We start from the raw sequence: 12895 nt of genomic DNA, 5'->3' as shown, positions 1-12895 counted from the left end.
ATGGTGCTCAATGTCCACGAACGCTCGCTACCGGCTTCCGCGGCGGAGGTAGGCCGGCTCATCGACCGGATGGGTTCCCCCGGTGATCCGCTCTGGCCGTCACCCGCCTGGCTGCCGGTGCGCTTCGACCGGCCGCTCGCGGTCGGCGCCGACGGCGGGCACGGGTCGATCCGCTACCACGTCACCGGGTACGAGCCGGGCCGGCGGGTCGAACTGACCTTCCATCCGCGAAGTGGTCTGCTCGGCACCCACGTCCTGGAAGTCGAGGAACATGGCCCGAATGCCTGCGTGCTGCGGCACCGGCTGGCCGGGAAGCCCATCGGCCCTATGCGGTTACTCTGGCCCACTCTCGTCCGGGTCTGTCATGACATCGTCATCGAACACCTGCTGGACAACGCCGAGCGTGCCGTGACGGGCACAGTGGCGCGGCCCGTCCGCTATCCCTGGCGGGCACGCCTCGCCGTCGTCGTGGAAAGCGTCCGGGTTCGCGAGGTGCCTGTCCCCGCCGAAACCCTGCTGTCCGGCTCGCTCCCGCAGCCAGACCTGGCCGACGCCTTCGCGCTGCGAGTGCCGCCCGGCACCACCACGGATCCCCAAGAGTGGGCAGACGCGGTGTTCCGGGATCCGCCCCGGGTCGTGGTCGCCCTCCTGCACCTGCGGAATTGGCTCGTCACGCCGTTGGGCATCGAGCGCGGCGACGAGTCCGCCTTCGACACCATCGCCGCCACGGAGCGGGAAGTGCTGCTGGGCACCGACGCCGGGCACCTGAACTTCCGGGCGGGTGTCCTGGTCGAGCCGGACGCTGACGGGGCCACGATCACCGTATCCACGCTGGCCGCCACCCGGTCTCGTGCCGGCCGCGCCTACCTCGCGGTCGTACGCATGGTGCATCCCCTGGTGGTCAAGGCGATGCTGCGGCGGGCGGGCCGGACCGCCGTCGCGCCGTGGCTCAGATCAGTGGGGCGTACCAGCGTGCGCCGGTGAGCAGAATGCGGGTGCCCTGATCACGGTTCCACTCGACGTTCATGCCGTGCCTGCGGAGCACCGGGAAGACGCGCTCGTCCAGCAGCCGCTCCAGGTCGAGCTGGTAACGCGCCTCCTTCTCGGCCTCCGGCAGTGCGTCGTACGCGACGTCGTCAAAGTCCGCGGGCGGATAGACGCCGTAACCGAGGTAGACCGAGCCTTCCGGGCTGGTGATCAGCGACTCGGTGTCCTGCTGATGGAACCAGACGAAGCCGTGCCAGTGCCGGGAGTCGTCACGCTCGTCGTGGATCTCGGCCGCAGCGCAGGTGCCGCAACAGGAAAAGTTCTCCCGGGCCAGCACGCCGAGACTGTTGAGCTCGCTGAAGGCCGACGACAGGTTGCTGCTGACGACACCCCAGGCCCGTTGCTGGTCGCGGCGGATGCCGAGCGCCGTTGCGTACGCCGCTGCCAGCTCCGCATCGGTGACGCCGTGCCGTTCCTCGTCGTCGTCGAGATATTCGACAAACTCCGCAGCGTCGACCTCACCGCGGACGATCCACTCCCAGATCTCGGCCTCGAGCTGGGCGCGGCCCGGGTCCGCGATCCGGTCAGGCAGGAAGCGGGCGCCCTCAGGACGGTCGTTGTAAACCCAGGTATTCACGCCGGCGATCATGACATGGCCGCAAGCCGGCCGCTCAGCCGGTGGCGCCTGCGATCATGCGGATGGTCCAGCCCTCATCGTCACCGGCCGCGGCGACGTGGGCGCAGGCCTGGTGGGCGATCCATAGGCCGCGTCCGCCGGTCGCCGTGCCGGTCGCCGGCAGGAGGCCCGCAAACGGGTTCTTCGGCCCCGTGCCGGCGTCGGTCACCGTCACCACGATCCGGTCGGCGCCACCCCACACCCGCAAACGGACCGGCGCGGTGCCGTACCGAAGAGCATTGGTGACCGCCTCACTCACCGCGACCACCAGGTCGTCCACGTCGTCCGCCGGCACGCCGCCGCGGTCGGCGTCGTGCACCGCACGCCGCGCCGAACTCGGCGTCGGCGCCTCCAACAGCACGGTCGGCTCCTCCGCCTGCAACGGATCGGGCACCGGAGGTCGCTGCTCACCGAGATAAAGCCGAGGATCCGTGTACGCGACGCTGTCCTCATGCCGCCCGCCCGGCACCGCGAACCGCGGATGCGTCCGGGCCACATCCGACAGCACCGCCTCCGGAGTCGTCCGGGTGTCGTACGCGCACATGCTCCACAGCGGGAACTCGTCGTATGCATGGTTGATCGCCGACTCGTAGCGTGCCCACCAGTCCCAGGTCGTGCCGAGGGACTCGGTCGGCACCTCGCCGATGATCCGGATCTGACCGGCCCCGTCGGCAACATGACCGGCCAGCAGATCCCGATAGCTGCGAATCGCGGCGGACGGCCGGGCGTACATGGCGCCGCCGGACAGGAAATCCACCTTCGCCCCCACCGGCAGCGCGTCCCGGATCAGGCTGCCGGTGCGCTCGCCGAGAGCCACGATGGTGGGCTCGCCGGCCTCGATCCCACCGAGCAGGAACGGCACGGCGACCGTGAGCAGCTCATCGTCCGAGGCGTACCGCACGGCGGCGTGGAAATAACCCGGGTGCCCCGCGGCCGCTCCCGTTCTCATCGGACGTGCTCCACCCGCAGCGCGGTGAGGCGCAGCAGGGCGGTCAGCCGGGCGGGGACAGAGCGCCGGGTGCGGAGGACGGCCGTCACGCCGCGGCGGCGGGCGTACGCGTCGAGGTCGGCCAGACTGTTGTGGTCGATGAAGGTGAGCTGTCTCGCGTCGATGATCAGCTCCTTGCCCTCGGGCCGCAGGTCGGCGCGGTCCAGGGCCTGGTCGAACAGGTCGCGACAGGACCAGTCCAGCTCCCCGGCGAGCCCGGCATCCACGTCTCCGGGCACGGCGAACAACCGGAACGGCGCGTCGGATATCGGATGGAGGCAGGCGAGCTCGGCCACCGCGGCGCCGCCGAGCTCACCGCGGTTGTACCCACACAGCGCCGAGAAAGGTGCGTCCCGCATGTAGCGGTCCACCAGGTGCTCGTAGCGCGTGAAGGCGGCGAGCTGGTGCGGTGTGCGTACCAAATTGGTGGCTTCTGCAGCGATGCGCAGCCCGCGATAGCCGGCCGCGATAGCCCGCTCGGTGGCGGCCGCGTAGGCGGCCACGCCGGCCGCCGGGTCGATCACCGCGCCCTCCGGGTAGTGATCACCGAGCCGCACCAGCTCCGGCGCGAAGTCCCAGCCCCGCGGTGCCGGTGTCGGTGCGATGTACCAGAGCTGTTCGCCTGCGGCGATGCCCGCGGCGAGGAACTCCCGGGCCGCGCTGTCGAACGCGGCGGGCTCGTCGTAGGCCACGCAGACATGCTCGCCCGCGCGTTGCCGCGGAGAATCGGTCGTCGTCGCCATGCTCCGATGATAGGAGCTTCGGCCGCCGCGGTGAAACGCCGGAATATGCGGGGGTACGCCCGTTTGTGGCAGCCGGCCGGCGGGACGCGCACCCGCTGGGTTGGTCGGCACCGTCTGTCGTGGAGCGTGCGTCGACTCGCTGGTACGAGAAAAATAATGCAAATAAAAGTCGCCGAAATTGAACCGCCTTAATCTGCGCGTGATCTGAACTGATTCGCCGTCCGCACTCGTACCGACTGCCGTACGCCGATACCGAAGTGCGACGACGAGGAGTGGTGATGAGACTGCGTCAGCGACGGGGTTCCGGGGTCAACCGTAAGGCGATCGGCGCCGCAGTCTTCGCCGGCGTGCTGGTGGCCGGCGGATTGACCGGCCTCCAGTTCGCGAACGCCGGTGAGCAGGCCGCGGCCGCGGAAATCGTGGTAGTCGAGGGTCAGAACTTCGACATTGCCGGCTGCGACAAGCTGGAGATCAACGGCGGAGCGGTGGTCTGCGACGGTAAGCAATTGCAGGCCGAGGACCAGGCCGGTGCCGCCGAGGCGGCAGCGCAGTCAGCGGCGCAACTGGAGCTGGCCTGCACCCAATTCGCGACCGACCAGGCCGCGGCAGAAGCCGAGGCTGCCGGCGAGGAGCAGGCAGGCGCGGGCGAAGAGCAGGCAGGCGCGGCCAAATCCCAGCGGGTGAAGCGAGCTATCGCGAAGCGCTGGGCCAAGAAGGCGGAGCAGATCGCTGCCAAGCGCGCGGCCGCAGGTCAGCAAGGTAAGGGCAACGCTGGCAAGGGCAAGGGCAACGCTGGTCAGGATGAGGCTGGTCAGGACAACGCTGACCAGGACGCCGCTGACCAGGATGCCGCTGTCGTCGCGGCGCGGGAAGCGTTGCTGACCGCCTGCCTGACCTTGGAAGAGGCCAAGGCTGCCGCGGGTCAGGACGCCGGTGACAACGCCGACGACAATGGTGACAACGCCGGCAACGACAATGCCGGCAATGACGACGCTGGCAACGACAATGCCGGCAACGACAACGCCGGTGGCAACAAGGGTGCCGATGCCGGTAAGGACAACGCCGGCGGGAACAAGGGCGGCAACGCTGGCGAGCAAGAGGACAACGCCGGCGCGCAAGGCCACGGTAACGCCGGTGGCAACAGCAAGAAGGGCTGACCTTTCAGCGGTGTGAGACGGGTGGCGCGGTCCTGGGCGGGGCCGCGCCACCGCACTGCGTTCAGGCGGTGAACACCCTGTTCAGCAGGGTCGGTGCGCCGGGACGCTTGCCCCACTCCCGCGGGTAGCCCAGCGAAACCTCGTGGAACGGCACCCCGTCCTGCCACGTCACCCGAGGAATATGCAGGTGACCGTAAATCGCGGCGGCGGCACGGAAACGGACGTGCCAGTCCGCAGTCAATTCAGTGCCGCACCACTGCGCAAACTCCGGATACCACAGCACCTCGGTGGGATGCCGGTGCAGCGGCCAGTGACTGACCAGCACGGTCGGCAGCTGAGGATCAAGCGCGGCCAACCGCCGCTCCGTCGCCGCGACTCGGTCCCGGCACCAAGACTCCCGATCAGGGTACGGGTCGGGATGCAGCAGTTCCTCGTCCGTGCACACCACACCGGTGCGGTACGCGTACGCCAGCGACTCCTCCTTCGTGGTGGTTCCCGGCGCACGGAAGGTGTAGTCGTACAGCAGGAACAGCGGTGCCACGATCGCCGGGCCACCCTCGCCGGTCCAGATTGCGTACTCGTCCTCCGGGGTGCGTACCCCCAGGCCGCGGCACATGTCGACCAAACGCTCGTAGCGCGCCACGCCGCGCAGCCGGACCGGGTCTTTCGCATGCGTCCAGAGTTCGTGGTTGCCCGGCGCCCAGATCACCTCGGCGAACCGCGAGCGTAGTGTCCGCAGCGTGGCCTCGATCTGCCCGAACGTCTCGGCGACATCCCCGGCCACGATCAGCCAGTCGTCCGCGGACTCCGGGTGCATGTCGTCCACGAGGCGGCGGTTCTCCGCGTACGCGACGTGCAGGTCGCTGACGGCGTACAGGGTGCCCGGCACGGCGCCTCCCAGTCTTCGACGGCTTTCGATCACGATCTTGGCAGATCGGCACCCACGTTGGGAAAAATCTCGTCCACCTGTGTCACGCCACTGCTCTCCAGTGGACCTAATGATGGGGAGCGGAAACGGAGAACGGAGCGATGGGTGGTCAAGGCGCATGACGTGGACGACAGCGAGGTGGACAGCGGCGGGCCGGGTGCACCGCGGCCGCTGATCGCTGACCCGCCCCCAGCGGCCGAGATCGAGGAGTTTTTCCGGCGTTACTGGGCCGGACTCGTGCGTCACCTGCTCAGCGAGGGCGCCGACCGGTGGGAGGCGCAGGACGCGGTCGCCGAAGCCATCCGCGAGGCGCTGCGACGCTGGTCCGAGCTGACCCACCCGGTCGCCTGGGTGCGTGCCGCCGCCCGCTCGCACTGGCTCAAGCAGCGCCGCGCCACCGGTCGCGGCGACGTTGAGGTGCTGGTCGCCGACGTCACCGAGCTCAACGAGGGTCGCACCGACGACCCCGAGCTCATGACGTACGAATTGACCGAATGGTTTACCGGTGTTCTCGCCCAGCTGCCGCCAGCCCGCCGCGAAGCCCTCGAACTCTCCGCTCAGGGCCTCACACCCTCCGAGATCGCCCGCCACGTCGGGAAATCTCCCGAGGCGGTCCGCACCGCTCTCAAACTGGGCCGTAAGCAGGCCGTCGCCCTCTGGCGTGCCGTCCCGGGTCCACGCGTCGCCCGCCGCCCCGGCAACCCGGCGGGAGGTGACAACTGATGGCACCTGTCCCGCACAGTGGCCGGCCCGATCCCGACCTCACCCACGCGATGATGATTGCCGCGCTCAACCGGGCCCTCGCCGACTGCGGCTACCCACCCGTCCCCGACGACCCCACCGGCACACCTGGAACCGGCGCCTCTGCACCCCCTTCTCCGTGGGCTACTGCGTCTGCCTCGGCCCAGCCCTCGTTCGGCTCGTCGGCCCCCGACTCGCCGCTGCCCTCATCGGCTGTCCCCGCCAACCCGGCCGTGTCGCCCGCCAACCCGGCCGTGTCGCCCGCTGACCCGGCCGTGTCGCCCGCTGACCCGGCCGTGTCGCCCGCTGACCCGGCCGTGCCGCCCGCCAACCCGGGGGTGCCTGCGCTGCCCGCCAACCCTGACGTGACGGGCGTGCCCGCTTTGTCGCCTGCTGCATCTGGGGGTAGCGGTGCCGGGACCGCGGATGCTCTTTGCCGGGGAAACGATTGTCCTTTGGTGGCCGGGGCGGTGGACTGCGGCTGCCTGCCGCCAGGGGAGCTCGGCGACCTGGTGGGAAGTGCCGCTGACCGGCTCATCGACGAGGCCCGGCGCCGCGCCGACGGGATCGTCGCCGCCGCCCTGGAAACCGCCGTCGAGTACACCGATGCCGCCCTGCACCAGGCCGCGCGCACAGTGCAGACCGCCGGTCTAGTAACCCCGGCCGTGACGACACCGCCGGGTGTGGCCGCGCCAGTTCTGCAGGCGTTGTCAGACGGCGCAGGCGGCGGCCGATCTGTCGGCGAGCGATGGCTCGCGGCCGCCACCGCCGCAGGCGTCTACCTGCCCCTGGACGAGTGCGGTGCGGCTCAGGCGTTGGACACCTTTGCGGCCCGCATGCGCAACGCTGCCGGTGCCGTTCCGCCCGATCTGGACGCCGCGTACCGCGTTGGTGGCGAGGTCGTCGCTCTCGGTCTCGGCCGTCCTGAGGCCTTGCCCGCCTCGCTGACCGTCCTGCTCGACCACCTCGCTGACGGAGATCGGGTCCACCGCGGTGCTCGGCAAGCCACGGGCGGGTTCGCGGCAGGCTTCGCGGCCGCCCTCCAGGCGAACATTCTTGCCCAGCAAGAGTCGCTGCACCGGGCCACGCAGCGGGCGGCGCGGGAGTTTCAGCTTGCCCTGCACACCAGTGAAGCCCGGCATCGACGGCACGCCTACTACGACCCGGTCACCGGCCTGTCCAGCCGCAGCCGCCTGCTGCACCGCTTGCGGCAGGCGGTGCACGGAGACGACACGACTCGACACGCCGGGCTCTGCCTCGTCGAACTCGGCGGTCACGGTTCCGCCGGCGAACGGTTCGGTGTCCACGTCGCCGACCAGGTGCTCGCCGAGGCAGCCCGTCGCCTGCAACTCGCGGTCCGGCATCCCGACTACCTGGCCGCCCGCTACGGCCCGCACAGCTTCGCGGTCCTGGTGCAGGACAGCGGCGGCGTCGCCCACCTAGTTGACCTGGCGGAACGCATCGTCCTAGCCCTGCGCGAGCCAGTGTTCCTGCCCGCGGCCGGCCACACCGTCACCCTGCTGACCCACGTCGGTGTCGTCGACATGCCCACCGCGGTTCTCGACCCCGGCAGCCTGCTGATCGACGCAGAGATCGCCCTTCGCCGAGCCCGGTGCACACCGCATGGCTGGGCGGTCCACGACAACCAGCCTGCCGCCCACCAGCCTGCCGCCCACCAGCCTGCCGCCCACCACCCGCCCGGCTCGGCAGCAGACACAGCTGATCTCCGTGCCGTTACCCAGTCTGTTTCCCCCACGGTGAGGGCTGGTTCTGCCCTAGGCACACCTCGGAGCATCGAGACGGCTACGGGATGGGCAGCTCCCGCTGGCAAGACCAGCCCCGGCGCTGCGGCCGGGTTGGTCACCGGACCGCCGGCCTACCAACCGATCATCGACCTGGGCGGCGGCCGGATCGTCGGGCTGCACACCCGCACCACCTGGCGGCATCCCCATCTCGGTGCCCTCGACCTCGCCCAGATCGGCCAGCTCACCGGCGATCAGCACGCCGTTGCCCGGCTCGCCGCAGCCCTGCTGCACCAGGCCTGCCGCCAAGCAATGCAGTGGGACGGCGGCGAGTCAGGCCCCTTCATCGGTGTCGATGTGCCGATCCGCCAGATCGGTCACCCCGAAGCCGCCGACGTCGTTCAGCACGCCCTGACCACCAGCGGCCTGCCACCCCACCGCCTGCACCTCCACCTATCCGGCCCGGACGCGGTGCCTGCCGGTGCACACAGCCACGCCGTGCTCCATACGCTAGCCAGCCTCGGTGTGCGTCTCATCCTCGACGACTTCGGCACAGGCTCCAGCAGCCTGTCCTACCTGCGCGGACTTCCGCTGCACGGGCTGCGCACCCCAGCCGGCCTGTTGCACCCGGCGAGCGACCGCGACCCGTCGCTCGGTGCGGCGGTGGCCGATCATGACCTGTTGGCCGGTATGGCGGGAATCGCCCATGCGCTCGGACTGACCTTGACCGTGCACGGCGTCGACGATGAGCTGCGGGCGGACATCCTCGCCGGCACTGGCTGCGACAACGCCCAAGGCCTTCGGTATGTCGCACCGGCCACACCACATCAGGTGCCGGTTCTCCTCCGCCGGTCTCTTGTCGGGTTGTCCGGCCGGGATTGCGGGCTGGTGACCCTGTGATCGACCACAGTGGAGTAAGCTTTCCGGGCATGTCGAATGCCGAGGCGGATCCCGCGCACCGGCCCAGCAGCGCGCGAATCTACGACGCTCTGCTGGGCGGCAATCACAACTTCGCTGCCGATCGTGCGGCGGCGCAGCAACTCCTTGCTGTCATTCCCCGCGCCGGGGAGATGGCCCGGGCCAATCGGGCGTTCCTCCACCGGGCGGTGCGCTACCTCCTCGACCGGGGCGTTCATCAGTTCCTCGACATCGGCAGCGGCATCCCTACCGTCGGCAACGTCCATGAAATAGCCCAGCGTGTCGTGCCGGACGCTCGGGTGATCTACGTGGACATCGACCCGGTGGCGGTGGCGCACAGCAACGACATCCTCCACGGCAATCCGAACGCGGCAGCCATCCAGGCCGACATGCGTTTCCCCGAGGCCATCCTCCACCATCCGCAGGTAGGCTCCCTGCTCGATCTTGGCCAGCCGGTGGGGCTTCTGCTGGTTTCCATGTTGCACTTCGTCCCCGACGACGACGCGTTCACGGCGGTTGCCCGGCTCCGGGCAGCCCTGCCCGCCGGCTCCTACATCGTCATCTCGCACGGCGTTTCCGAAACACCCGCGGATGCGGCCGAGGATCAGATCACTGCGCTTTACCGCCGTACCGACGTCTCCAACGCCCACGGTCGCAGCCGAGCCGAGATCCTCTCCTTCTTTGGCGACGCCACGCTGGTGCCGCCCGGCCTCGTCTGGGTGCCCGAGTGGCCGCGAGGGGGCTCTGGCGACCCCCACGACATGGCAATCGTGGCGGCGGTCGGTCAGTTGGGTGCGTCCGAACCCGCCGCGCAGGGCTGAAGAGGACGCCGGGGGCGGGGGGCTGCCGGCGCCTTGACGAAGTGCCGAGGCGACCGTCAACCCGGTCACACGGCAAAGCGAGCGGCTCGACGCCTCCCTGACCGCCGGCTGCGCGTCGCTCACCGGGGACCGGACGACGACCATCGCGGCACCCGCCGAAGGCGACGACGGCTGAGAGCCTGTTCTTGAACTTCTCGATCAGGTTTTAGGCAGTCGTACGCTCGCGGTATGACCGGTGGCGGGGCGTCGTGCTCGGGGTTGGTTGTCGCGGGAGCCGAAGCCGGCCGGTGCCGGGCGGGCTCCGGCGCAGCCGCCGCGGTGGTGTCCGGTCTGTGGTGGGTTCCCGCTCGGCGAGCGCTCGCAGATTAGCCGCCATCATGGCGTCGCGGACGCCGAGAGAGCGGGTTCCTGGCGGTGGGCCTTCTCTGCCGCGCCACGGGCGGCTGGTGGTGACGCAGATGTCGGAGCAGATCGGCAGTGTGACCCGGGACCGTTACGACGCGATCGTGGTCGAGGTCCGAGCGTTGGTGCAGCAGCGCAATCGCATCCAGTTCGTCATCGGTGACCGGGCGTTGGAGATTGCAGCGGTGAGTAGCGGGACAGCATCGATCTGGCTCGGCGGGGTCAGTGCCAGTTCTGGTCATAGAGGACCCGGCAGAGCACGATGGGCGCGGCGGTGCGCGCGGACAGTTGGAGGGCGTCGGCGACGGCGAAGCGGACGGGGTGCGCCGCGCCGAGGTCGAGGTATTTGCCGTCCACCGGCGGCAGGATCAGCCGGTACGGCGAGGACGCCGAGATGGCTCGCGGGCCGTGCGGCCACAGTCGCAGGAGCTGCCCGCCGGCGACGATCGCCAGCTTCTCCAGCAGCTGGAGCGTGGTGTACCCCATCGGAATGGCTGGGTAGGGGTCCGGGTCGGGGACGGTCGGGTCCATGCCGAAGAGCCTCGACGGTGTATTGCGCGCCCAGTACAGGCGGGCGGTCTGCTCGTGCCGTAGGTCGAACAGGTCCGGTCCGCCGCCGGGCCAATCAGTGCCGGGTCCGCGTTCGAGCCTGAGCTTCGGCAGAGCCGGCGCGACGTACGCGGATGTAGGCCGGATGTCGGTCAGTCGCACGGTGATCTCTCTCTGGTCGGTCCTGGATTCCGGTGGGGCTACGGGCCGATGGTAGGGGCATGCTGGCAACGTCTTCTCGCGTTCATTCGCCCGGCGGGCAGCAACCAGCTCGACGCGTTCGCGCGCAAGCCGCCAGAACGAAGGACTGCCGCGCCAAGCTCAGCGGAGCACCACCGACCGAAACGCTCCAGCGGCGTTCGGATCGGCAGCACCGTGACGGCGATCCGAACGCCGCCGGCACGCCCTCGCCAGGCGAAAACGGCGCCACCTGCGGAAACGCGGGTCGAGCCTGGACCTTCATGATGCTGCGCGCCACCAGTCCCGTGACCTGTCCCGATCGGGGGAGGGTTAGGCCTGGGCTTCGGTCCAGGCGCGGCAGGTTTTGTCGACGGCCGGGAAGGGTCGACCAAATGCCTGTTCTGAGGCGCGGTCCAGGTCTGTGGCTTCGCGCAGGTACAGCCGGGCGAAGGTCATGAGTGCCCGGTCACCGTACTTGTCGGCGAGGCAGTTCGCGGCGAAGTGGGCCATGCCGTAATACGTGTCGCCTTCCTCGAGGTCGGCGTCCTCTGCCAGCTCGGGAAGCGCGATGGAGGGGGGCCGGTCGCCGCTGTCCAGGGCTTCGCGGACGGCGGGACGGGACGAGCTGTCGGTGGCTCGTTGGGGCAGCCAGCCAATGTATTCGGCGAGGCCTTCCTCGAGCCACATGCGGCTGCCCGCGGACTCGTCGTCGAACAGGCCGCCGATGGTCGCCACGTGGGCGAGTTCGTGCTGGATCGTGACGGCGAGGAGTTCGGCGTCCGATTCCAGTTCGGCCATGTTGAGGACCACGTCGGTCGTCGATTCGGTGAGGGTCTGGGCATAGCCGATGCTCGTTGACTCTTCAGGGTTGGCATACCAGGTGGTCCATTCCTGGGGTCCCGCGACGTAGATCCGATAGTGCCGCTGCGGGTTGTCGATCATTCCGGCGTACCGGTCGGCGACCGTGGCGGCGCGTTCCGCGATGGGGAGCAGGCGTGGGAGGTGGCTGCGCTGGCCGGCGGACGCCACCAGGGTGAGCCGCTTGCCGTGCAGCGCGAACAGTTTGCTCACCTCCCACGGCGCGGGCATGGCGGCGTTGTCGTCTTTGGTCGACTCTGCTGAGGTGATCACCATGTCGCCGTCGCGCCGGGTGAGCGTGATCCTCTGGCTGGCGTCGGCCATGTTTTCCCAGGTGGGATCGCTGGCGCAGGCGTCGCCGGTGAGGCAGTAGTCGATGTCGACCTGGGCGAGCACCGAGTTCTGGCCCTGCGGAACGACCTCCGGGACGTTGACGTGGAACTCGCGGACGCCGAGTGCACGTAACGACGTGAACATGGCTTGGTAGCGGGCGACGAGTGGGGGGCTGCCCGGATCGACCAGCTCCAACCAGCCCTGCTCGTCGCCGCGGAGCAGGGCCTCCGCCTGCTCGTCGAGGTACGCGAGCACCGTGTCGGCCGAGGTGTCGGAATATCCGCTCTGTACGAGGTTGTAGAACGCGCGGCCGCCGATGGCGAGCACAGCCACCAGAGCGAGCACGCCGGCAATCCACCGGCGGCTACGGCGTGGGGTGGGTGTCGGATATTGCGGCCACTCGGGTGCCGCCGGAGGGGTGGGCGGTGCACCGAGGTACGGCTCTGGTGCCCGGGGTGCCGGAACGAACACCGGCGCTGTCTGGCCCGCCGCGGGGAAAGGGCCGTCGCGGTCGGACACCGGTGCTCCTCGAAGGTGAATCCAGTTGTGTCGGGCTCATCCTGACAGGTGGTGCCCGGTCGGCGCTGTCCCCCGGAGGACCGGCCGTTCCACCGACAAGCCCACCGTCCGTACCGATTCGGTCACTGAGTCATCCTCTCGCCGGGCGCGATCGGGCCGCCGTTCGGCTGGAGCTGAGAAACTTGCCACAGCAAGTAAGGAGAATGTGACGGATTGCTCGTCCTGTTTAGACCTTCATGATCAACCTCCTCACTCCGCCCTTACGCCCAGGGCGGCATCCTCGGGTCGAACCACTGACGAGGGGGAGGAATCCGACTAGTGGGGCGACACATGAAATGGGCCTGGGGTGCCGG

The 12895-nt window shown here is 69.5% G+C and carries 11 protein-coding genes; 5 read left to right on the top strand and 6 right to left on the bottom strand.

Going from position 1 to position 12895, the window contains the following annotated elements:
• Positions 1-984 carry a DUF2867 domain-containing protein gene (locus ACIA1L_RS21025; protein WP_396074530.1) on the top strand — a complete coding sequence of 328 codons (984 nt, stop codon included), beginning with the start codon at positions 1-3 and terminating at the stop codon, positions 982-984.
• Here ACIA1L_RS21025 and ACIA1L_RS21020 read toward each other — a convergent pair.
• From ACIA1L_RS21020 to ACIA1L_RS21010, 3 genes are read right to left on the bottom strand one after another with little or no spacing between them, the layout of a single operon-like run.
• On the bottom strand, positions 950-1624 hold the full coding sequence (locus ACIA1L_RS21020) for a DUF6891 domain-containing protein (RefSeq protein ID WP_396074529.1): 675 nt from the start codon (positions 1622-1624) through the stop codon (positions 950-952). The genes ACIA1L_RS21025 and ACIA1L_RS21020 overlap by 35 nt on opposite strands.
• Before the next feature lie 34 nt (positions 1625-1658).
• Positions 1659-2612 carry an anti-sigma factor RsbA family regulatory protein gene (locus ACIA1L_RS21015; RefSeq protein WP_396074528.1) on the bottom strand — a complete coding sequence of 318 codons (954 nt, stop codon included), beginning with the start codon at positions 2610-2612 and terminating at the stop codon, positions 1659-1661.
• A complete protein-coding gene (locus ACIA1L_RS21010; RefSeq protein ID WP_396074527.1) occupies positions 2609-3394 on the bottom strand; it encodes an MEDS domain-containing protein in 786 nt (261 codons plus the stop codon). Before ACIA1L_RS21010 ends, ACIA1L_RS21015 begins: the two co-directional genes overlap by 4 nt.
• A 347-nt stretch (positions 3395-3741) precedes the next feature.
• Between ACIA1L_RS21010 and ACIA1L_RS21005 the strand changes: the two genes are divergently transcribed.
• Positions 3742-4551: a hypothetical protein gene (locus ACIA1L_RS21005; RefSeq protein ID WP_396074526.1), complete on the top strand. Its 810-nt coding sequence runs from the start codon at positions 3742-3744 to the stop codon at positions 4549-4551.
• 61 nt (positions 4552-4612) lie between these two features.
• Here the strand turns inward: ACIA1L_RS21005 and ACIA1L_RS21000 are convergent, their stop codons facing one another.
• Positions 4613-5440, bottom strand: coding sequence for a metallophosphoesterase family protein (locus tag ACIA1L_RS21000; protein WP_396074525.1), 828 nt, complete (start codon positions 5438-5440; stop codon positions 4613-4615).
• A gap of 144 nt (positions 5441-5584) precedes the next feature.
• Here ACIA1L_RS21000 and ACIA1L_RS20995 point away from each other — a divergent pair, with 144 nt between their 5' ends.
• From ACIA1L_RS20995 to ACIA1L_RS20985, 3 genes are read left to right on the top strand one after another with little or no spacing between them, the layout of a single operon-like run.
• A complete protein-coding gene (locus ACIA1L_RS20995) occupies positions 5585-6202 on the top strand; it encodes an RNA polymerase sigma factor (RefSeq protein WP_396074524.1) in 618 nt (205 codons plus the stop codon).
• A complete protein-coding gene (locus ACIA1L_RS20990) occupies positions 6202-8862 on the top strand; it encodes an EAL domain-containing protein (protein WP_396074523.1) in 2661 nt (886 codons plus the stop codon). The genes ACIA1L_RS20995 and ACIA1L_RS20990 overlap by 1 nt, the downstream gene beginning before the upstream one ends.
• A 29-nt stretch (positions 8863-8891) precedes the next feature.
• Positions 8892-9701 (top strand): SAM-dependent methyltransferase, encoded by an 810-nt coding sequence (locus tag ACIA1L_RS20985; protein WP_396074522.1) that lies wholly within the window; start codon positions 8892-8894, stop codon positions 9699-9701.
• Positions 9702-10325: 624 nt separating this feature from the next.
• Here the strand turns inward: ACIA1L_RS20985 and ACIA1L_RS20980 are convergent.
• Positions 10326-10814, bottom strand: coding sequence for a hypothetical protein (locus tag ACIA1L_RS20980; protein WP_396074521.1), 489 nt, complete (start codon positions 10812-10814; stop codon positions 10326-10328).
• Between the two features lie 348 nt (positions 10815-11162).
• Entirely contained in the window at positions 11163-12542 is a 1380-nt protein-coding gene (locus ACIA1L_RS20975; protein WP_396074519.1) for a hypothetical protein, read from the bottom strand.
• Positions 12543-12895: the final 353 nt, after the last annotated feature.

This window comes from Actinoplanes sp. NPDC051859 (assembly GCF_044452725.1).
Lineage (GTDB): Bacteria > Actinomycetota > Actinomycetes > Mycobacteriales > Micromonosporaceae > Actinoplanes.
The sequence above is the reverse complement of the archived record's forward strand: the minus strand, read 5'-3'. Positions and strand labels throughout refer to the sequence as shown.

Excerpts from the sequence above, each read along its gene's own strand:
- ACIA1L_RS21025 (WP_396074530.1), top strand. The coding sequence starts at position 1 with ATGGTGCTCAATGTCCACGAACGCTCGCTACCGGCTTCCGCGGCGGAG.
- ACIA1L_RS21015 (WP_396074528.1), bottom strand. The coding sequence starts at position 2,612 with ATGAGAACGGGAGCGGCCGCGGGGCACCCGGGTTATTTCCACGCCGCC.
- ACIA1L_RS21010 (WP_396074527.1), bottom strand. The coding sequence starts at position 3,394 with ATGGCGACGACGACCGATTCTCCGCGGCAACGCGCGGGCGAGCATGTC.
- ACIA1L_RS20990 (WP_396074523.1), top strand. The coding sequence starts at position 6,202 with ATGGCACCTGTCCCGCACAGTGGCCGGCCCGATCCCGACCTCACCCAC.
- ACIA1L_RS20985 (WP_396074522.1), top strand. The coding sequence starts at position 8,892 with ATGTCGAATGCCGAGGCGGATCCCGCGCACCGGCCCAGCAGCGCGCGA.